The organism is Desulfosarcina sp. (assembly GCF_055467485.1).
On sequence record NZ_JBUOIV010000017.1, the window covers coordinates 14486 to 35713 of the forward strand.

At 59.2% G+C, this 21228-nt stretch carries 20 protein-coding genes; 11 read left to right on the plus strand and 9 right to left on the minus strand.

Going from position 1 to position 21228, the window contains the following annotated elements; all coding sequences use genetic code 11:
* Window positions 1-304: 304 nt before the first annotated feature.
* A complete protein-coding gene (locus ACZCED_RS10235; protein WP_464860743.1) occupies window positions 305-1261 on the plus strand; it encodes a hypothetical protein in 957 nt (318 codons plus the stop codon).
* Between the two features lie 26 nt (window positions 1262-1287).
* The gene (locus ACZCED_RS10240) at window positions 1288-2010 is read left to right on the plus strand and encodes an aspartate/glutamate racemase family protein (RefSeq protein ID WP_464860744.1); all 723 of its coding nucleotides are present in this window, start codon (window positions 1288-1290) and stop codon (window positions 2008-2010) included.
* 176 nt (window positions 2011-2186) lie between these two features.
* On the opposite strand, the gene ACZCED_RS10245 is transcribed toward ACZCED_RS10240, so the two are convergent.
* Window positions 2187-3470, minus strand: coding sequence for a citrate synthase (locus tag ACZCED_RS10245; protein WP_462971809.1), 1284 nt, complete (start codon window positions 3468-3470; stop codon window positions 2187-2189).
* A gap of 387 nt (window positions 3471-3857) precedes the next feature.
* Here ACZCED_RS10245 and ACZCED_RS10250 point away from each other — a divergent pair, with 387 nt between their 5' ends.
* Window positions 3858-4646, plus strand: coding sequence for a hypothetical protein (locus tag ACZCED_RS10250; RefSeq protein WP_464860745.1), 789 nt, complete (start codon window positions 3858-3860; stop codon window positions 4644-4646).
* A gap of 109 nt (window positions 4647-4755) precedes the next feature.
* Here the strand turns inward: ACZCED_RS10250 and ACZCED_RS10255 are convergent, their stop codons facing one another.
* The 6 genes from ACZCED_RS10255 to ACZCED_RS10280 are packed head-to-tail and all read right to left on the minus strand — an operon-like array spanning window position 4756 to window position 11712.
* Window positions 4756-5184: a response regulator gene (locus tag ACZCED_RS10255; RefSeq protein WP_462971807.1), complete on the minus strand. Its 429-nt coding sequence runs from the start codon at window positions 5182-5184 to the stop codon at window positions 4756-4758.
* A 38-nt stretch (window positions 5185-5222) separates the two neighbouring features.
* Window positions 5223-5873: a histidine kinase dimerization/phospho-acceptor domain-containing protein gene (locus ACZCED_RS10260; RefSeq protein ID WP_462971806.1), complete on the minus strand. Its 651-nt coding sequence runs from the start codon at window positions 5871-5873 to the stop codon at window positions 5223-5225.
* The gene (locus tag ACZCED_RS10265) at window positions 5870-7672 is read right to left on the minus strand and encodes a sensor histidine kinase (RefSeq protein ID WP_462971805.1); all 1803 of its coding nucleotides are present in this window, start codon (window positions 7670-7672) and stop codon (window positions 5870-5872) included. The genes ACZCED_RS10260 and ACZCED_RS10265 overlap by 4 nt, the downstream gene beginning before the upstream one ends.
* A 42-nt stretch (window positions 7673-7714) precedes the next feature.
* The gene (locus tag ACZCED_RS10270) at window positions 7715-8932 is read right to left on the minus strand and encodes a cytidylate kinase-like family protein (RefSeq protein WP_464860746.1); all 1218 of its coding nucleotides are present in this window, start codon (window positions 8930-8932) and stop codon (window positions 7715-7717) included.
* A gap of 2 nt (window positions 8933-8934) precedes the next feature.
* Window positions 8935-11121, minus strand: coding sequence for a SulP family inorganic anion transporter (locus ACZCED_RS10275; RefSeq protein ID WP_462970872.1), 2187 nt, complete (start codon window positions 11119-11121; stop codon window positions 8935-8937).
* Window positions 11122-11127: 6 nt separating this feature from the next.
* Window positions 11128-11712, minus strand: a complete 585-nt coding sequence (locus ACZCED_RS10280; protein ID WP_462970871.1) for a TetR/AcrR family transcriptional regulator — start codon at window positions 11710-11712, stop codon at window positions 11128-11130.
* An 88-nt stretch (window positions 11713-11800) separates the two neighbouring features.
* Here ACZCED_RS10280 and ACZCED_RS10285 point away from each other — a divergent pair, with 88 nt between their 5' ends.
* The gene (locus ACZCED_RS10285; protein WP_462970870.1) at window positions 11801-13042 is read left to right on the plus strand and encodes a hypothetical protein; all 1242 of its coding nucleotides are present in this window, start codon (window positions 11801-11803) and stop codon (window positions 13040-13042) included.
* Between the two features lie 3 nt (window positions 13043-13045).
* Here the strand turns inward: ACZCED_RS10285 and ACZCED_RS10290 are convergent, their stop codons facing one another.
* Window positions 13046-13918, minus strand: a complete 873-nt coding sequence (locus tag ACZCED_RS10290) for a PAC2 family protein (protein WP_464860747.1) — start codon at window positions 13916-13918, stop codon at window positions 13046-13048.
* Window positions 13919-14022: 104 nt separating this feature from the next.
* On the minus strand, window positions 14023-14634 hold the full coding sequence (locus ACZCED_RS10295; protein WP_462970868.1) for a response regulator: 612 nt from the start codon (window positions 14632-14634) through the stop codon (window positions 14023-14025).
* A 546-nt stretch (window positions 14635-15180) separates the two neighbouring features.
* On the opposite strand from ACZCED_RS10295, the gene ACZCED_RS10300 reads away from it, so the two are divergent.
* The 7 genes from ACZCED_RS10300 to nfo are packed head-to-tail and all read left to right on the plus strand — an operon-like array spanning window position 15181 to window position 21012.
* Window positions 15181-16695: an anthranilate synthase component I family protein gene (locus tag ACZCED_RS10300; RefSeq protein WP_462970867.1), complete on the plus strand. Its 1515-nt coding sequence runs from the start codon at window positions 15181-15183 to the stop codon at window positions 16693-16695.
* Window positions 16692-17282, plus strand: coding sequence for an anthranilate synthase component II (locus tag ACZCED_RS10305; protein ID WP_462970866.1), 591 nt, complete (start codon window positions 16692-16694; stop codon window positions 17280-17282). Before ACZCED_RS10300 ends, ACZCED_RS10305 begins: the two co-directional genes overlap by 4 nt.
* Before the next feature lie 42 nt (window positions 17283-17324).
* Entirely contained in the window at window positions 17325-18341 is a 1017-nt protein-coding gene (gene trpD / locus ACZCED_RS10310; RefSeq protein ID WP_462970865.1) for an anthranilate phosphoribosyltransferase, read from the plus strand.
* 11 nt (window positions 18342-18352) lie between these two features.
* Complete coding sequence (gene trpC, locus ACZCED_RS10315; protein WP_462970864.1) at window positions 18353-19180, plus strand: indole-3-glycerol phosphate synthase TrpC; 828 nt, start codon at window positions 18353-18355, stop codon at window positions 19178-19180.
* Window positions 19177-19893 (plus strand): phosphoribosylanthranilate isomerase, encoded by a 717-nt coding sequence (locus ACZCED_RS10320; protein ID WP_462970863.1) that lies wholly within the window; start codon window positions 19177-19179, stop codon window positions 19891-19893. Before trpC ends, ACZCED_RS10320 begins: the two co-directional genes overlap by 4 nt.
* Window positions 19886-20140: a YheU family protein gene (locus ACZCED_RS10325; RefSeq protein ID WP_462970862.1), complete on the plus strand. Its 255-nt coding sequence runs from the start codon at window positions 19886-19888 to the stop codon at window positions 20138-20140. Before ACZCED_RS10320 ends, ACZCED_RS10325 begins: the two co-directional genes overlap by 8 nt.
* Window positions 20141-20169: 29 nt before the next feature.
* Window positions 20170-21012, plus strand: a complete 843-nt coding sequence (nfo, locus tag ACZCED_RS10330) for a deoxyribonuclease IV (protein WP_462970861.1) — start codon at window positions 20170-20172, stop codon at window positions 21010-21012.
* Window positions 21013-21228: the final 216 nt, after the last annotated feature.

Below are 21228 nucleotides of genomic sequence, written 5' to 3' on the forward strand. Positions count from 1 at the left end.
GTCAGTGTAGGTGAAGGTCGGCCGGCCTGTCAAAACAAATCCGATGCCGGTTGGTGAACCGCGACAGCGAACTGGGAATCGATTTTCATCCTTACGGTGAACCCTCCCTGGGGCTTGCCGCGGGGAGGGTTCAATGATCGGGAGCGCCTGTATTGCCTGACCCGAATCCATACCAGCGCTATGTCCGGCCCCGCTGCCCGGGGAACGACGTCATGCCTGCACCTTGCCGGACGTCCCGGATGAAGACGGCGCGGGCATATCCCGATGGATCCCGAAACCGCTAAGCCTGCAAGGGGATGCGGCCATGACGTTCAGGATAAAGATGGCACTGGTAATGGTGATCGCCATCGCCGGTATGACGCTTGCGGCCACCGGCCTGATGGACAGGGCCCTGGCGCGAGTCGGTCTTGGAGAACTGCACCGTGCCAATCATCGTTACCTGGATGAATCCTATGACAGCGCACTGGAGGGTTTCCTGGTGCTGTCGGCCGTCAAGAGCGGTCTGGCCGTGATCGAAGGATCCGAGGTGGGAATCGGCTTCAACCTGCAGGTCGGGGACCTGGTTCAATCGGTATACGATTATGTGGACATCGCCTGGAAGACGGTGCTGGCCGGGGGAACCATCCTGTTCATGGCACGGTTGGCATTGGATGGGGTGGCCATGACGGACCACTTCGTCATGGCGCTGGCCTTCTTCGGCCTGTTGATGCTGGCTTCGGGGCGCTGTTTTTTCCCGAACCGGACAGGGATGATCCGGTTCCTGCGATCGGTTACCGCCACCTTCACCGTTTTGACGCTGACGCTCTACCTGGTTCTTCCGCTGGCCGTATACGGCGTCTCGCGTCTGTCCGAGCGGATCACCCGCCCGCTGATCCGGCAGTCCTACGATGCGTTCGACCAGGTCAGCCGGACGTTTTCTCAAGATGCCGCTGAAGGCCGCCTTGACGGTGACGGAAAGGGGGCGTCGGCCATGCAGACGGCCAGGGGGGTGGCTGACCGATACGAGCGTTTGAAAAAGCGGCTCGGGGAACTGGAAGCCTACCTCAGCGAGCAGGGCAGGAACCTTGCGGGAACCACTTTTCAACTGATCGCCGCGTATCTGTTGGACTGCGTGATCTTTCCGCTTGCCTTTGCGGTGGTGCTGGTCCTTTTTCTGAAGGGTGTGTCGGCTTACCTGACCCAGGCCCAGCGTGACCGCCGGCTGGCGGAGACGATCCGGGAGACGGCAAGGCCGGTTTCCACGTCACCGCCCAACGCTTAAGCCGACCCACCATGCAGCGCAAACGCATGGCAGTAAGAAAGGAACGCCAACGGATGAAAACCATCGGCATGATTGGCGGGATGAGTTGGGAATCGACCCTGGTCTATTACCGGATCATCAATGAAACCGTGAGGGCGCGTCTGGGTGGTCTCCACTCGGCAAGGAGCGTTCTTTACTCCGTTGACTTTGCCGAAATCGAAGCCCTGCAGCACGCGGGGCGGTGGGATGAGGCGCAGTCGATCCTGGTTCAAGCGGCACAGGCGCTGGTGCGCGCAGGGGCCGACCTGGTGATTATCTGCACCAACACCATGCACAAACTGGCCGATGGGGTGGCGGCAGGCATGACCGTCCCGTTGCTTCACATCGCCGACCCGACGGCCGAGGCGGTTCTCGCAGCCGGTATGGATACCGTGGCCCTGCTGGGAACCCGGTTTACCATGGAGGAGGATTTCTACCGCAGGCGGCTCGAAGACCGTTTCGGGTTGCGGGTGCTGATTCCCGATGCGGCCCAGCGCCGGACGGTGCATGACATCATCTATACGGAACTTTGTCTGGGGCGGATCCGGGAACCTTCACGCCAGGCTTATGCCCGGATCATCGACGACCTGGTGGATCGCGGTGCCCGGGGGGTCATTCTCGGCTGCACGGAGATCGGACTTCTTGTTCGCGCCGACGGCTGCCCGGTGCCGGTTTTCGATACGGCGCGCATCCACGCCGAAGCGGCGGTGGCTGCGGCGCTGACCGACTGAGTGATGAAGGCCGCGGTCGGCCCGGGATCTGCTATCAGGGTGTTGAAAAACGATTGCGCTGGGCAATACGGCGTTAACATTCGACTCAACATGCGCATTTATCAATCATAAACTGCGCTTTTTCGCCGGATTTTGCCTTGTCTTGCCTGCGCTCATGACGTTTTTCAACACCCTTTTCAAGGACGCGCATGAATGGGAACGAAGTCGTATTGCGTGGCGCCGGTGTAAATCTGTCGGGGCCGGCAGATCTTCCAATTGGGATCGTCCATGCTCTCCTTCCACTGGGCGATCCATCCAGGCAGCCGCCCGATGGCGAACATCACCGTGAACATGTTGGTGGGAATGCCGATGGCTCGCAGGACGATCCCGCTGTAGAAGTCGATGTTGGGGTACAGGTTGTGGTCGACGAAGTAGGCGTCCTTCCGGACCAGCTCCTCCAACTCCTTGGCGATATCCAGCAGCGGATCACTGATCTGCAGGGACTCCAGCAGTTCATCGCACATCTTTTTCATGATTTTTGCCCGTGGATCATAGGTCTTGTAGACCCGGTGGCCGAATCCCATGAGCCTGAACGGGTCGTTCTTGTCCTTGGCCCGTTCGATGGCCTTGCGGTAATTCCCGCCGTCGTCCTGAATGGCGGTGAGCATCTCGACGACCGCCTGGTTGGCGCCTCCGTGCAGCGGTCCCCACAGTGCGGCGATGCCCGATGAAATGGCTGCGTAGAGATTGACTCGGGCGCTGCCCACCACGCGCACGGCCGAGGTGGAGCAGTTCTGCTCATGGTCGGCGTGAAGAATCCAGAATACCCGCAGGGCATTGACGGCTGCCCGGTTGAGTTCATAGGGCCTCACCGGGGTGTGGAACATCATGTTGAGGAAGTTTTCGCAGTAGGTCAGGTCCGGCCTGGGATAGACCACCTTGTGGCCCCGGGAGATCTTGTACGACATGGCAGCCATGGTGCGTACCTTGGCCAGCAGACGGGTCATGGTGATGGTGATCTGTTCCTCGAGGGTGCCCAGTTCCGGGTAAAAGCTCCGCATGGCATTGACCATGGAGGAGAGAATCCCCATGGGATGGGAGGCCCTGGGAAAGTTCTGGTAGAAGGCCTTGAGGTCTTCATGGACCAGGCTGTTGTCGTTGAGCATCACCGAAAAACGGGTCAGCTGCTCACGGTTGGGAAGCTTGCCGTTGATCAGCAGATAAGCGGTCTCTTTGAACGTGCCGTGTTCGGCCAGCTGCTCCACGGGGATGCCGCGGTAGCGCAGAATGCCTTTTTCGCCGTCCATGTAGGTGATGGCGCTCAGGCAGCTGCCGGTGTTGGCGTAGCCGGGGTCCAGAGTGATAAAGCCGGTGCTGGCACGCAAGGTGGAAATGTCGATGGCCTTTTCCCCTTCGGTGCCGGTGACGACCGGTAGCTGTATTTGCTGCCCGTTATAGGTGAGGGTAACAAATTCTTCCATGGTGACTCCTTTCTCTCCGGAAAGACCCGGTATCCTCCTGATGTGGTTGAACGGCGATTCAGATCGGATGTCCCGTCGGTGACTGCGCACCGGCACAATTGTCTTGCCTGTCGGCCGGTTTCAACGTAATAAAAAAACGGCTGGCGCACATGCCTTGCACCGGCCCGGGAATCCGTTGTGGTCTTTATCTCACGATCAAGGAAAACAGCCCTTTACTCCCCTTGCCGCTTCAGTGCAGGGCCGGCTTCATATAAAACCGGCATGGAGGCTTTCCATTCGGGTATTCAAATCGAAAAAAGGGCAGGGCCGTTCGGGTGACAGCCGATATTCATATGAATATCCGCCCCAGATGTCAAATGCCAAATCAGGCTTCCAAGGAGAAATGCGATGTCATACAAGGACAACCTGTTAAAGAAGATAGAGATCGATCGCCTGGTGCGGACCATCGCCGATGCCATCGGGCCGGTTGAGAGCGGCAAACGCATCGACAAGTCGGTGTTGGCCCGATTGATGACCTTTTTTCCCTGGGGCCGCCGCGAGGAGCGGGATCTGGTGTTGTTCCTGGAAACCGACGGCCCCGGGAAAACGCGTATCCTGGTGATGGACAATGACCTGACCCTTTACCACACCAGCGTGGAAGATGTGGTGCTGAGAAAAAGTCCCACCGTGAAAGAGATGGTGAACATTCGCAATGCCGTAAAAATTCTCAACGACAAGGATGTGGTGATCAGCAAGAAGGCGGCATCCCTGGAGACCATTCGGGGAATCTGCATCGGTGAACTGGACCTTCGCTTCACCCAGGCGGATATCGATGGCATTGCCCGGGATGGGGTGGCGTCCCTGGAGAACGGTTACGTCCAGGGCGTTCAGGAGGGCCTGATGCTGTTCGCCGAACTGCTTGGGCTGACACCGGCGCCCAAGGCCTTTGCGTTGAACCACCACGACATTTACGGCCGGGTGGCTGAAAAGCCCGGTGGCGAGACCACATTCGGCCCGCTGGTGATGTTCAGCCTGGTCCACAACACCTTGACCTACCTGCAGACCCCTTTGAGCAGCCGCGACAAAGGGCGCTTCGATACGCTCACGTCCATGGCCTCGGGGGAAGCTGAGGCGTCGGCTTCGGGGCCGGCGGTGTTCGATCTGATGGCATCCAAGGCGATGGCTGCTGCGCATTAGCGGCCCGTGATGCAACAACGCCGGTCAAACCTGTGCTTTTGCCCGGGGACCGTCCGAAGGGAGGGGATCGCCGACCCCGCCTTGAGACCACCTTGACCGCAAGGCGAACTTACATGCCGAATTTTCGCAGCATTTCGATGACTTTATCCTGGCTCTGTTTCTGGACGATGACGGCTTTTTGGTGGTGGGCTTTTTTTATTTTTTTCGCCAGCGCATCCAGGTCAGCCGGTTTTTCCACAAAATCCATAGCCCCCGCCTTCATGGCCTCCACGCCTTTCTGAACCGTGGCATGGCCGGTGAGCAGAATGATCTGCATTTCCGGTCGTTTTTCCTTGATGGCCTTCAGGGCCTGGATGCCATCCATTTCCGGCATCATGAAGTCCATGATCACCGCATCGTAGGATTCGGCGGCGATCAGCGACAGCGCCTCGGTTGCCGATGTGGAGGTGGTCACTTCCATATCGCGGGCGCGCATGCGTTCGGCCATGATTTCCAGAAACTCGACCTCGTCGTCAACCAGCAATACTCTTTCCTTCATTGTGCACTCCTTTCCAGTTACCCGTGAAATAACACTGACTATGATAAAATAATTACGATTTCTCCCTTTTCCTTGTCCGCCTTCAAGTGGACACCGAGGAGCCCGGACACCATCGTCTCCCTGGGCGAAGGAAAAACCTCTCCACCGGCCGGGAAATCTTCTGCCAACCCGCAAAAACGAATCCGGGGGGTATCTCCGGCTTTCTCGGCAACGATGCTCACCGTCCGGCCCGGAGCGCGGGCATCCATGGCCCGGCACAGGCAGGTCCACACCAGGTCTTCCAGGAAAAATCGGTTGCTGACAATGGTCATCGGTGCGGCCGGTACGTCGATCTCGGGCGGGTTTCCCTTCATGGCGATCAGACGCGCTGCCACAACGGACACAAAATGAATGACCTCCCCAATGTTTACGGTCTCTAAGGGGTGGTCGGCGCTGTGGGCAAACCGGTTCATGTCCCTGACGATACGGTCGCCCCGGTTCACCTGGCGGACGATGGATTGGGCCAGTCCCGACAGCCGTTCCGGGGAAAGCGGCATCCCCTTTTCGATCATCATGACCATGTCCTGGAGCAACCCGGCGTTTTCATTGATGATGGCCAGCACGTTTTTGATTTCGTGGGAAATGGATGCCGATATCTCTCCGAAGAAGCGGGCGCCCTCGATGGCCATGGCCGGGGAATCGTCTCTCATGTTGTCTTCTCTTCCGTGATTGGGCTGTCGGCGGCAGCGTTGTTTGCCGGAGGTATGGCACAGGCGGCGGCGGACGATAACCGCGGCAGCTTGATGGGCAGGGTGACCACAAATTGCGTTCCCCGGTTGGGCTGGCTGCTCACCGTGACCTCGCCGCCCATTTCCGAGACCATGCCATAGGTGACGGACAGTCCCAAGCCGGTGCCCCCGTGACCCTGGCGGGTAGAGAAAAAGGGCTCGAAGACGCGCTTTAGGTCTGATTCAGGGATGCCGTGCCCGGTGTCGGCCACGGTCACCGTGACATGCGTGCTTCCTTTGCGCTCGATCGTGACGTCAAGCCGCCCGCCGTCCGCCATGGCGGCAAACGCATTGTTGATCAGGTTCAGGAAAATCTGCTGGACATTGCCCCGGTCGCTTTCGAAGATCGGGATGCTGTCCTGCACCCTTACCGAAACGGCGATGCAGCGCCGTTCGGCTTCTTTTTCCATGAAACCGAGCACCTGCCGGATGATGGCCTCGATGTCCACCGCTTCGACGGACGATTCCATGTGCCGGGCAAAATCCAGCAGCCGCCGGGTGATGGTGCCGCAGCGACGCACCGATCCCAGCACGTCGTCCACCAGCCTGATGAGCTTCTCGTTGCCGCTGTAATTGCTGTTGATGGTGAACAGGTCCTTGATCAGTCCGGCCTTCTGGTTGATGATGGCCAGCGGGTTGTTGATTTCGTGGGCCACCCCCGAGGCCAGACGGCCGATGGACGACAGCTTGTTGGCATACTCCACCTGATGCAGCGCCTGTACCCGGCGCTGGTCGGCGGCATGGATGCGGTTGACCAGGTAAGTGGCCACCCCCAGGATGGAGACCAGGATCATGGCGATACTGAAGAGCAGAAATCCGATAAGGCGCATGCGCGGCTTAAGCCACAGGTCCATGATCCCCGATTCCTGCCGGACCATTACAAACAAAAAGGGGCTGTCGGGAATCGCGGCAATGCCAAGCAGAATGGAACGGCCGACCTGATCCACCGTTCTCAGCGTCCGGGTGCCGTCGACACTTTCGGGGATGGCCAGCAGCGCTTTTTCGAAGCGCTTTCCATATTGCCGGGCATGTGTCTGGAGAATCCCCTGGCTGTTGACGATGAAGGCGTCGTCGCCCTCGTCCAGGGTCAGCTGCAGCACGGGGGCGTCCAACAATCCGGCATCCAGCGTCGACCGCAACACGAAGAAGCCGCCGGTCTCCAGGTCATGCCGGATGGCGACGACCAACCCATGGTTTTGTCCCTGGTCTACGGTCACGTCGCTGATGAAAAATCCATTGGCGACGGCGCGATCGAAGCAAACGGTCGGTTTTGCCCGGTTTTTCTTCAGTGCGGCCGGCCCGGCATGCGCCTGTATGGTGCAGTCGGCGTCCACCACGGCGAGGTCCACGAACCCTCCCATGCCGCCCTGCAGGTTGGCCAAGATGGTGTCGAGTCTCCCCGGTGCGAGCAGGTCCGACAGGCTGTTGTCCCGGGCGACGAATTCAAGGGCTGCCCGTCGCTGGGAAAGCAGGAACGAGATGCTCCGCCAGGTGTTGGAAACTATGCGGACAGTGCCCATCTCCGCTTCGGATTCAAAGGCCTGACGGGTGAGCCGGTAGTCGACCAGAGTCATGACCAGCAGGGGGGTAAGCGTCACCACGGTGGTGAAGACCACGATCATCAGCCATTTGCGCCTGAAGCTGAAGTGGCTGCTGCCAGGTCCTGAAGCCGCATCCCGATGGTCCCAGAAACGGGGTTTGAATCGGGCCAGATTCAGCATGGACGACACCCATTTGCAGGCGGGAAAGCCGGCATGCCCGTCTCAGGATTTGAATTGCTGGATTTTTTCATGGGCTTTTTTCAGGGTCTCGCTCAACTCGTCGATGTCCACCGGTTTTTGCATATAGGCGAAGGCGCCCAGCTGCATGCACTGCTTGCGGTCTGCCTCGCTGCCGTGGCCGGTGAGAACGATCACCTCGATTTCCGGCCGGGTGGTTTTGACCTGCTTCAGGATTTCCATACCGTCGATACCCGGCATTTTCAGATCGATGATCATCACTTCCGGATCGTCCTCAGCCACCAGGGTCAGGGCCGATTCGCCGTCATAGGCCACGGCGGATCCCATTTCGCGCAGTTCCAGGCGCTCGGACAGGGTCTGAACGAACTCGCGTTCATCGTCCACCAGCAGCACGCGGGAGGGTACCTCGAAGCTGTGTTTGCGGTAGATGTGGGCCTGGTGGAAATTTTTGCCGACGATCGTTTTTACCGACCGGACACCGGCAACCGCGCCGGCAATGGATTTGAGCTCCTCTTCCAGCCGCGTCAGCATCAGCACGTGTTTGTTGATGGTCAAAACCACCGCCCCGTTTTCGGCCGTCACCGAGACATCGTGTCCGGCACGGCAGAGCGCCATCTCAACGGTGGCGGCCAGCAAGAAATTTTTTTCGGCCTGAATGGAGGCGTTGGTGCGTCGAACGGCATCCTTGATGAGATTTTCCTCGATCAGTGCGCCGGCCTTGGCCACATTCATCCGGTTCATGGGGAGCACCATGTCGTAGAGGCTGATGTCCCAGGGATCCTTGGCGGAAAACACGGTTTCGACCCAGGCGGCATTGTCCGCATCCCGGGTCCGGATCTGTTTCAGGGCATCCTTTTCAGTCAACCCCTGGACGACTTCGGCCTGTTCGACACGATAGGGTGTTTCGGCGATAATACAGACCCTGAGCATGTGGCTGACCGACTGGGGGATCAGCAGGCTGGAAAACCCGTGGACCACGGCAGGGCCCTTCACCAGTTCGGTTGCCAACGCCAGGCGAAGGCAGGCGATCGAGCACTCCTTTTCATGGGTGAACTTGTTGAACACCGAGGTTTTGGCCGAAAAGGCCCGCCGAACCTTGTTTTCCGGCATGCCTGATGTCTCGGCGGCCCTGGCGACCACCTGGTCGTCGGTGATCAGTCGGTACCCGGTGCTGTCCATCACGTCCCGGACCACCGCGTCCGCACTGCAGAAAATGCCGCTGAAGATGGCAATCACAGACATCGTTACCCTCCTTTGGGTTCGCTGTGGGTCGATAGGGTTCGAACCGAGGTCAACGGGCAGTCTTTTTCGCTGCCCCCCCTATGGGTTTTTTCATGAATGGATCGAATGGCCTGCTTCATGGTCGGATAGATGTGATCTTCACCGATCTTATAAAGCAGGTGCGTACGTCGCAGCACTTGCATCACGGGTTCATGAACGCTGCTCAAGGAAATGTCGATGCCCGCGCTTCTGACCCGGTCCACGATCAGCGACAATGACTCCTGGCCCGACGCGTCCATGTCGTTGATGGATTCGGCGGCGATGATGATGTGTTTGAGCGATTTTTTAATTTTGCGGCGGTGGCGGATCTGATCCTCCAGATAGCTGGCGTTGGCAAAAAAAAGCGGCCCGTCGAAACGCACCACGTCGATGTAGCGGCACTCTTTTAGCCCGTGGGTCACCACGTCGTGGAGTGCCTTGTCCAGTCCCATGGACAGGTCCACCACCGGGGGCCGCATGCTCCGGTATAGAAATACGCAAAGCGACAGCCCCACCCCCACGAAGATGCCCCGGTCCAGGTGGGGGGCGAAGACCAGGGTGCACAGGAAGGTGATCACCGAGATGGCCCCGTCGTACCATTGGGCCCGCCAGGCGTCAATGAATCCCCGGGCGTTGATCAAACCGGCCACCGCCATCATGATGATAGCCGCCAATACGCTCTGGGGCAGGTGGTAGAGCAGGGGCGTGAAGAAAAACAGGGTTGCCACCACCGCCAGACTGGCAATCACGCTGGACAGACCGGAAACGGCGCCGGCCTGGAGATTGACCGCCGAGCGTGAAAAGGATCCGGCCACGGGATAGCTTTGGGCCACCGAACCGATCATGTTGGCCAGCCCCTGCCCCATGAGTTCCTGATTCGGGTCGATGCGCTGCCCGGTTTTGGCGGCCATGGCTTTGGCGATGGAGATGGCCTCCATGAATCCCAGCAGGGCGATGATGACGGCCGGAGGCATCAGTGCCATGGCGCCGTGGCCATCGATTTCGGGAAAAGAGAAATCCGGAAGGCCCTTTGGTATGGCACCCACCACTTCACCCCCGCCGCAGAAGACCAGGGCCGCTGCTTCCAGGGGTGCGCTGCCGATTTTTATCCGCCAGGTGCGGCCCATTTTTACCGTGTCTGCCGGACGGTTGCCTCTGGCGTAAAAGCGAATGGCGCCATCCCGGTCCCGGCCGGCTTCAAAAAGCAGGCGGCGGATCCGGTGCCGGAAGTCTGCCGCTTTATCCGCCTTCAAGTCCATTTGATAATTCAGGATTTCCAGGTCTCTGCGGGAATCGATGACGGTCATGCGGTGGCCGTCGGTTTTTGCCTGCTTGAGGGCCGCGTTGATCCGGGTGCGCTGTGCTGCCATCTGACCGAGTTGCGCCGCCTCTGCGTTATAGTGAAGGACCAATGCCCGGGTCTCTGCATCGACCACTGATTCCAGGGGCATCGTGACCTTGTGTTCGAATCCGGTGGCCCAGCTGATCAAGGTGGTGGCGGCCACCGCCACAAGTACGTTGGGGATCCGCAGGGTGATCTTTTTCAGGCCCATCATGACCGCGAAGGCAAACAGGCCCATCATGAGCGTGGGCCAGTGCGTGTAGTAAAGCGCCGCTTTCACCACCTGGATGACCGTATGGTAATGATAGTCGCTGCTGTCCACTGCCACCCCGAACAATTTGGAGATCTGGCCGGTGGCGATGATGATGGCGGCCGCGTTGGTGAAGCCGTTGACAACCGGATGCGAAAGGAAGTTCACCAGCAGGCCCAGGCGAAACAGGCCCAAGCCGAATTGAAACAGCCCCACCATCAGGGCCAGCAGGACCGCATACCCGATATACGCCTGGCTGCCGGTGGTGGCCAGGGGCTGAAGGGCCACGGCGGCCATCAGGGAGACTACGGCAACCGGCCCGGTGGCCAGTTGGCGGCTGGATCCGAACAGGGCCGCCACCGCCGGCGGCAGAAATGCCGCATACAGGCCGTAATAGGCCGGCAGACCGGCCAACTGAGCATAGGCCATGGACTGGGGAACCAGCACCAGTGCCACGGTCAAGCCGGCAAACAGGTCTCCCCTGAGGTGTCCGGCACGATAACCGGGCAGCCATTCCAGGAAAGGCAGCAGCCGGCTCAATGCGAGGTAGCGCCATGCGGATGGTGAGTGTCGGGCCATGGCGGTCTACCGGCCTCCTGTCAGCAGCCTGCGGCAGGCCACCATCAGGCTATCGTAAAGGGTGCCGGCGTCATACACCCGGTAAGTGTTGAGCCTGACAATGCCATCCACCATGGCAAATAAAACCATGGCCGTCTTTCGCGGGGAGTCGACCGCCACCGATCCGTCATGCACGCCCTTTTGGATTCCCTCCTCGAAGATGTCCAGCAGGCAGGTGTAGATGGATTCGAGGTGGCTGCGGCACACCGGACTGGTTTCGGCCATTTGGTAGGGATCATGGCGGTGCAGTATCAGGAACTGGTCTTCCATGGTGCTGGCCAAGCGCAAATAAAAGGTGATGACCCCTTCGACCCGCTCAATTCCTTTCTGATTCGGGCAGGTCTGCTGATGCCGGTCGAATTGGTCCAGAATTCCCTCTTTGACATCATTGAGCACCTGAAGAAAGAGGTCTTCCTTGTTTTTAAAATGGTGAAAGATGGTTCCGGTTGCCGCACCGGTCATGGTAGACAGTTCAGCCATGGCGGTTCCCTGAAACCCGTTTCGGGAAAACAGCCGGGTGGCCGAAGCAAGGATTGCATTTCGCTTGGACATGTGTTACCTGTTCGAAATTAAGCCAACCGAATGATCGGTCGGTTTTCTTTAACTAAAGACTTTGAATGGAAATGTCAATAGGAGAGATATGATCGACCCTTCTTTACCCGAAAAGGCGGAACTGCTGGAGAAGCTCAAACAAGGCGGCTTTGACGTTCCCGACTTCATCTATGTTCCCCCGCAGCATTTTGAGACCGAAAACTTCGCGGCCCTCGAAGCGTTTCTGGAAAAACATCGGGAAAGCTTCAAGGTGATCGCCCGCAGCGCCCATCCGATGGAACGCCGTTTCAAAGGCGGGACATTCGACTCTTTGGAAACCTATGCCGACGTGGGGGGCATCCGCTATGCCCGCAACAAGATGATCAAGCTTGCCGGAAGCAGCAAGCGTTTGAGCATCGCCCGCCAGCAGCGGTTCAATTGTGCGCCGGAGATGGATCTTGAACAGATGGGGGTGATCGTCATGCCCTTCATCGACGGGTCCAGCGTGATGGCCAAGATCATTGGCGGCAACTGGGAGTTCGGATATTGTCGGGATCGCATCCACAAGGTACAGAGCGAGCCGTACATCACCCGGACCCCCCATGACCGACGCCTGGTTCAGCTGTCAAAGGAGATCCAGAAACATCTGGGATTCCGCTGCGAGATCGAATACATCATTTCGGCCGACGGCGGCATTCACGTGGTGCAGGCCAAAGACATTTCAAGCATCGACATCCTGGAAGAAAAGGAGAGTCAGCGGTCCATCACCCTTGACGGTGTCCGGCGGATCCGCAAACGGCGAAGCTACCGGGAGCGTCCGGTGTACGTAATGGATAATAAAGCTTTTTATATCGACATCATCTCCCAGTGTGAGGAGATGGCCAGCGAGTCTGCCACGTCCGGCAAGACCGATATTGACCAGATCATCGATTCCATCAAGGCTTATGAAGCGGATCTTGAGGCGTTTGCCCTGCGCCACCAGCGCTACGCGGTCCTCGGGCTTGCCATTCAGGACCCGGTCGATCTTTACCAGATTGCCAGCCATTACCTGGACGACACCCCGGAATTGCAGGCGAAATTGTCCAAAGCCCTGCACAATAACCTCTACCAGATCGATATCTTCCTGTCCGAAGCCGATACGCTCATCGCCAAGGACAAGTTCCGGATCAATCTGTGCAGCCACGATGCATACGGCATCGACACGGTCCGAAACCCCCTGTGGAGCGTCTACTGGTATGTGGATCGCCACGATGACGTGGTCCGCGAATTCAAGCGGATCGGATTTAAGACCGGAGACACGGTCGGTATCGACATCGATGTCGAAGACAAACCCACCGTTTACCGCCAGTAGCAGTCATGGATCGAGAAAATCCTTGAGATTGATCACCTTTCCCTGTCCATTGCCGTGTTGCCGCAGGTCCTGCATGGCGCCTTCGCGTTGTTTTTTGCGGACCTGGTCCATGATCCCCTCGAGTTTGGGATTGTCGGCCATCAGCTTTTTGATCTGAGTCTCAAGGGCTTGCCAGCCGGCTTCCAATGCGTCCGTCTTTATTGAAAAAGATGCCATTTCGGTAAGTAATCGGACCAGTTGAAGCATCATGCCGTGGTGGGTGATCCCCTGCAGGTAGGCAGGGCAGTGGCTCCACAGGCTGGCGCCGGCTATCGCGCGCTGTCGGCAGGCTTCCAGGATGATCGTATGGATGGCGCTGGGGCCGTGATAATTGATCGGGATCACCCGGTGCCGGCCGAGCACGCCTTGGAAACCGCTGCCGGTGGTCACCGCTGAAAGGATCCGGTCCGTGTGCAATACGTTGTCGAACATACTGCCCAGGGTGATCACCCCCGGGGTTTTGAGCCGGTGGGCCAGATCCACCAGTTCCCGGGAAAACCGGTACCAGTTCAGGCTGGGCTCGTCGGCGATCAATATGACCAGATCATTTTCACCGGGAGGGGTTTCGATGGCGAATAAGCGTCCCCCCGGGGGGGTGATCGATTTTATGACGCCATTTTCGATTTTCACCACCGGCCGGCTTTCGTCATAACGATAGCAGGCGTCGGTTTCCATCTGGGCGAAGGAAACGGCCGGCAAGGTATCCACCAGATAGGCGGCTATGCCGGCCGACACCTCGAGCGCGTTGCCCCATCCCCGGAAACCGACGATAACCACCGGTGTTGCCAGGGCGGGCAGGGCCTCCAATCGGATGGTTTGGTATTCCATGCGCGCCATGTCGACCTGCTTTAGCGGGTGTGATCGTGATTGTCCCATTTTCGGAGGGAATCGGTGTACTGTCAATACCCAAATCCCGATGCGTGTCAAGGGACCTGTCCGGGTCAGCCTCTGTGTCGATAGAGTTCCGGGTATAGCCGGTGGGCGCATTCGGGGCAGATGCCGTGGGTGAAATCGGCGTTGGAGTGGCTGGCGATGTAATCCTCGATCGGCTGCCAGGTGCTGTCGGTTTTGCGGATTTTCTTGCAGGAGGCGCAGATGGGCAGCAGACCGCTAAGGGTTTTAACCTCCTGGAGGGCTTTTTGCAGGCGGGCGATCAGTGTCTCCCGCTCTTTGTCCGCTTTGTGCTTGACCACCGCAATTTCAATGGCGGAGCGCAGTTCATTGATGTCGTAGGGTTTGATGATATAGCCGTAAGGATGCGTTTTGATGGCCCGCTCGAATATACGCTGGTCGGAAAGACAGGTCATGAAAATGACGGGCACATCCGAACCGTCGGCAATTTTTGCGGCGGCCTCGATCCCGTTCATCTCACCTTTGAGCAGGATATCCATGGTGACTAGGTCCGGGTGATAGCGGTAAACGGCGCTGATCGCCTCGAGTCCGGTTTCGGCGGTGCCGCACACCTGGTAGTTCAGATTCTCCAAGCGGGCGGTCAGCACGGTGGATACGTTGGGGTCATCTTCCACGACCAGGATGCGGATCTGTTGGTGCATGGCTCGCCTCGCATTGGCTGCGGGCATCCCCTGTTTCAATTCTTGCGCAGGGGATGCCCTTTTGTGTACAGGTATGTCCGGTTTCAACCGCGCTTGTTTCTCAACAAGCTGGCTGAGGTCGCAACGGTGCAGCGATTTCCGGCCAGGCAAGATGAATCCGTTGCATCACCAATTCAGAACCGAGTGTCGATAATCGATTACATACAGCAATTTTCCTGCCACTGTGGTGAGATGATGATGTCATGACGACTTTGTTACTATAGATAAGAACAAATAATCCTTGACACGCCATCCAAAAGCCCCTAAACATATCCGCAAAAACCGCGAAAGAGAGTTTTTCCATGGTTCATGATCCGCTGTCGTATGCATTTATCGTATGGCCGCCTGTATGGCGGAGGTGGCTCGATTTTCCTGCCTGTCGGCTCTGAGCGGTTTGAACCCAGTCAAACGAATAGGATCGCGGGCGGCCCCATCCATGCCCGCCAAGGAGTCTTCAGGGTCGTGGACGCAAACACGGCCTTTTTTATTTGGAATAGGGGATGACAGATGAAATTGAAGGAATTTCCAAGCCGGGAACGGTTCAATGCCCTGGCCCGGACCAGCAACGTGATTCCTGTGTGCCGCGAGATTCTGGCTGACATGGAAACGCCGGTCTCGCTGTTGAAAAAATGCTACGACGACGGTGGCAAGGGGCCGCGGACACCGCTTTTTCTGCTGGAGAGTGTTGAGGGCGGTGAAAAATGGGGGCGGTACAGCTTTCTGGGAACCTCGGCCCGGACCCACGTCAAGGTTTTTGCGGACCAGGTGACCGTAGCCGAAAACGGCCGGGAAGAGAACATCCGCCACGGCGGCGACCCCCTGGCCACCCTGAAAGCTTTCATGAGCCGTTTTCAGCCGGCCGAAATGGCCGAGCTTCCCCGGTTCTGGGGCGGTCTGGTCGGCTATCTCACCTATGAAATGGTTTCATTTTTCGAGCGTATACCCAACCGGCTGCCGGCGGATACCCCCATGGCCCATTTCATAATCGGGGATGAACTGCTGATTTTCGACAACATCCGCAACACGATGATCTGTGTGGCCATCGCCTTTACCGAAGGGAATCCGGATGCCACAGCCGCCTATGAGGACGCCATGACGCGTCTGGACGCCATGGAGCGGCGCATGGCCACGGGTGTCGGCGATGCGATTCCCAAGGGCGCCGGTGACAGCCCGACCATGGTTCCGCTGCTGGCCGCGCAGACGTTCAGGGAGCGGGTGGCCCGCGTAAAGGATCACATCCGGCAAGGGGACGTGATCCAGGCCGTCATTTCGCAGCCCTTTCAATGTCGCGCACCCGGGGATATCATTGCGGTCTATCGGGCTCAGCGTTATGTGAACCCGTCTCCCTACCTTTACTTCTTTCATTTCGACGAGATGGCCCTGGTGGGGTCCTCACCGGAGACCATGGTGCGTCTGGAAAACGGCGTGGCCACCCTGCGGCCCATTGCCGGCACCCGTCCCCGGGGAGCCAGCGAACAGGCGGACCGGGCGCTGGCCGCGGAACTGCTGGCCGACGAGAAGGAGCGGGCCGAGCACCTGATGCTCGTTGACCTGGGGCGAAACGATCTGGGCCGGGTCGCCCGGACCGGCACGGTCCAGGTGACGGACCTGATGGTGGTGGAGCGATACTCCCACGTCATGCACCTGGTGTCCAACATCAACTGTGATATCCAAGATGGCTACGACGCCTGGGACTTGCTGCGGGCATCCTTTCCTGCCGGCACCCTTTCCGGTGCACCCAAGGTGCGGGCCATGGAGATTATCGATGAATTGGAACAAAGTCCCCGGGGGCCGTATGGCGGTGCGGTCGGTTATGTCTCTTTTAGCGGCAACATGGACCTGGCCATTACCATCCGGACCGCTTGCATCGAAAACGGGACGCTTACCGTTCGGGCCGGGGCGGGTATCGTGGCCGATTCGGATCCGGAAACCGAGAGGCTGGAGACCGTCAACAAGGCCATGGCCATTCAACGGGCCCTCGAACTGACCCGCCAGGGGCAGGGGGCGGAGACGACGCCATGATACTGATGATCGACAATTACGACTCCTTCACTTATAATCTGGTCCAGTATCTCAAGCAGATCGGCGAAGGCGTCGAGGTGAAAAGAAACGATGCCGTCACCGTGGATGAAATCGCGGCGATGGCTCCGCAAGCCATCGTGATATCTCCGGGGCCGGGGCGTCCGGAGTCCGCCGGTGTTTCCGTGGATACGATCAGGCGGTTTTCGGGCCAGATACCGATCCTCGGCGTTTGCCTGGGCCACCAGTCCATCGCCCAGGTCTTCGGCGGCCGGGTGGTTGGCGCCAAGCGGCTCATGCACGGCAAAACCTCGGCCATCACCGCTGACGGCAAGGGACTCTTTGCCGGTATCAAGCAGCAATTTCAGGCCATGCGCTACCACAGCCTGGCGGTGGAAAAGGAAAGCCTGCCAGACTGTCTGGCGGTGACCGCCACCGCAGAGGACGGCGAGATCATGGGCCTTCGGCACCGGTCCCATGTTACCGAGGGGATCCAGTTTCACCCCGAATCCATCATGACCCCGCTGGGAAAACGACTGCTGCGCAATTTCCTAAAAATGATTCCCGACGGGGCGCCGGTGTCCGATTGACCGGCGGCACCTTCAGGAGAGATAGGAAGGAGAATCCCAACCATGTTCAAGGATCATCTGGCAACCATTATCGGCCGAACCGATTTGAACCAGTCCCAGATGGCGGAGATGATGTCCGAAATTTTTGACGGCAAGACCACAGACGCCCAGGTGGGCGCCATGATGGCGGCTCTGGCCACCAAAGGGGAAACCTTTGAGGAACTGGCCGGCGCGGCCCGGGCCATGCGCAAAAAGGCCCACCGCATCCAGGCCGCCGCCATGCCGGTGGTGGACACCTGCGGCACCGGTGGCGACGGGCTCAAAACCTTCAACATCTCCACCACCACGGCATTTGTCGTGGCCGGTTGCGGGGTGACCGTGGCCAAACACGGCAACCGCAGCGTCTCGTCCAGGTGCGGCAGCGCCGATGTGCTGGAGACCCTGGGCATCAAGCTGGATACCGACCCGGAAGTGGTCGAAGAGGCGGTCCAGGAGATCGGCATCGGTTTTCTCTTCGCCCCGCTGTACCACAGCGCCATGCGATTTGCCGCCAAGGCGCGCATGGAGGTGGGCCTTCGAAGCATCTTCAACATGCTGGGGCCGCTGACCAATCCAGCCGGCGCCAACTGCCAGCTGCTGGGCGTGTTCGCTCCCCAGCTCACCGAGATGTTCGCCGAGGCGCTTCGCCTGCTGGGCACCAGGAGTGCATTCGTGGTCCACGGGCACGACGGGCTTGACGAGATTTCGGTGTGTGCCCCCACGCGCGTCTCCCAGCTGGAGAACGACATGATTCGCACCTATGACATTTACCCGGAGCAGTATTTCGGCCGTCTGGCCGAGCCGGACCAGATGACCGGCGGCGACCCAGCGGAAAATGCGGCGATTACGCGCAAGATTTTGGCAGGTGAAAAGGGCCCCAAGCGTGACGTGGTGCTGCTCAATACCGCCGCCGCACTGGTGGCCTGCCAGAAGGCCGCGGATCTGACCGCGGGCATCGCCCTTGCCGAACAGGCCATCGACAGCGGGGCCGCCATGGACAAGCTGGAGGCATTGGTTGCCTACACCCGCGACAACGGATAGGGTAATTTCGTATGCCAACCGACTTTCTAAAGCAGATCGTCAAACACAAAGGGCGCGAGATTTCGCAGGCCAGAAAAGGTATCGGCGAAGGCCGGCTGGCGGAACTGGCCCGCCAGCGCTCGGATTTCAGGCCCTTTTTTGAAACGCTGGCGCGGCCGGGTGGCACCGGGGTGAACATCATCGCCGAAATCAAGCGGGCCTCACCATCCAAAGGCGACATTTCTCCTGATCTGGATGCCTCCCTGACCGCTGCCCGGTATGAGGACGGCGGGGCTGCGGCCGTCTCGGTGCTCACCGATCCCGCCTACTTCAAGGGCCGTCTCGAAGATCTGACGGCGGCGCGGTCCGCCTGCTCCCTTCCGGTGCTCAGAAAAGAATTCATCATCAGCAGTTATCAGGTATACGAATCGGCGGCGGCCGGCGCGGATGCCATTCTGCTGATCGCCAGGATCCTCACCGCGGAAAAATTGGGGCGGCTGTACGCCCTGTGTCGCGATCTGGGCATGGATGCCCTGGTGGAAATCCACACGCCGGAGGATGCCCAAACCGTTGCCGCCTGCGGCGCCCGTCTGGTGGGCATTAACAATCGCAACCTGAGCACCTTTGAAACGGACATCGCCACTGCCCTGGACCTGGTCGCCCGCCTGGCCCCCGGCCAGGTGCCGGTGGCGGCCTCCGGTATATCGAGCCCGGCGGACATTCAGCGAAATCTGAAAGCCGGGATCTTCAATTTCCTGGTAGGGGAAAGCATCGTCCGTTCCGACGACCCGGTCCGTTTTATCCGCGGGTTGATGGGGGTGAATGCCGGGGTGCCTTCCCCGGGTAGCGGTGCCGCATGACCGATTCACCTGCGATGCACCGGTCTTTTCCCCAGGTGAAGATCTGCGGGTTGACCGATCCCCAAGAGGCCGCCCATTGTGTGCGCCTGGGCGCGGATGCCGTCGGTGTGGTCTTTTTTCCAAAAAGCCCGCGCCATGTCACCGCGGACCAGGCCAGGGACGTGGTTGAGGCGCTGCCGGAAACGGCGGCTGCCGTGGGCGTCTTCGTCGACGCCGGCTTTTCATATATCATGGCGCGGGTCGAACGCTGCGGCCTTTCCACGGCCCAGCTTCACGGCCGGGAATCGGCACGTCTGGCGGCGCGGCTGAAGGCTGAAGGCGTCGGTGTGATAAAAGCGCTTTTCGTCGACGGCCGGCCGGGTTTTGACAATGCGCCGGATTTTGACGCCGACGGCTATCTGGTAGAGTGCGCCAAAGGCCCGCTCCCCGGCGGCAATGCCATCACCTGGGACTGGGGCGCGGCCAAGGACTTCGGATGCCGGCATCCACTGGTGCTCGCCGGGGGCCTCTCCCCGGACAATGTCGCCGATGCCATCCGTGCAGCCCTGCCGGCGGCCATCGACGTCAGCTCAGGCGTGGAGATGTCGCCGGGGCGAAAGGATCCGGATAAGGTCGCCCGCCTGGTAGCGGCTGTACAAGGCGCCGCGGATCGGTATGCGGGCAAGATGATCAAAACGGTGTTTCGCCCTAAAGGAGAGCGACCCGATGACTGACCGTGAAGCGATGCTGGTGATTCCTCACCGGCAATTGAGCCCGGAGGCACTCGCCGGTCTTATCGAGGAGTTCGTGACCCGCGACGGCACCGATTCGGGCTACACCCGGGGCTCGCTGGCGGAAAACGTGGCCATGGTGCGCCGCCAGTTGGATGCGGGGCAGGCGGTGATCGTCTTCGACAACAGGACCCAAACATGCAACATCAAGCCGGCGGATACGGTATCCGGGCATGACCGCCGACAATAGCGTTCAAGACCATCTGGGAAAGAGGAATCATGAAATATATCGGCGCCCACGTCAGTGCCGCCGGCGGTGTGGAGAATGCACCGCTGAACGCTAAAGCGATCGATGCCACAGCCTTTGCGCTGTTTACCAAAAACCAGCGGCAGTGGAAGGTCAAACCGTTGACGGATGAATCGATCCGCCGCTTCAAGGAGAACTGCACGGCTGCCGGGTACACCGCCGAACAGATCCTGCCCCACGACAGCTACCTGATCAACCTGGGCCATCCCGAACCGGCGGGACTGCAAAAATCGAGGACGGCCTTCATCGATGAAATGAACCGCTGCGAGCAGCTGGGGTTGAAATACCTGAACTTTCATCCGGGCAGCCACCTGAACAAGATCGACGAGGATGTCTGCCTGGCCCGGATTGCCGAATCCATCAACCTGGCCCTGGAAAAGACGCGCGGCGTAACGGCAGTTGTCGAGAACACCGCCGGTCAGGGGACCAACATGGGGCACCGGTTCGAACACCTGGCCGCTATTATCGATGGGGTTGAAGACAAGGCACGCGTGGGGGTCTGTTTAGACACCTGTCACACCTTTTCAGCCGGGTATGACCTGGTCACGCCACGGGGGTACGAAAAGACCCTGGCGAACTTCGACGCCGTGGTGGGCTTCTCTTTTTTAAAAGGTCTTCATCTCAACGACGGCAAGAAAATCATGGGCAGTCGTGTGGACCGCCATGAAAGCCTGGGCCAGGGCACTTTGGGGCTGGAGGTCTTCCGGATGATTGTTAACGACCCTCGCTTCGACGGCATCCCCATGATCCTGGAAACTCCGGATGACAGCCGCTGGGCCGAAGAGATCCGCATGCTGATGGCCATGGTCGAGTAGGTTGAGGAAATGGGGGATGGCGAGTCGATGATTATGGGCCGAATTGCGTGTGCGTGGAGAGTCTGATTCTCCCGTTTTGAAGTGTGGTGAAATCATAAAATTCAACGTCGAACATACGCTACAGTGCCCGGCGCTACAGAAAGTGTCGGCGTTTCCGCCGGCCATTCGATGCGATACGAAAACCAGCATTTCCACCAAACCTGTCATCCGCCCGTT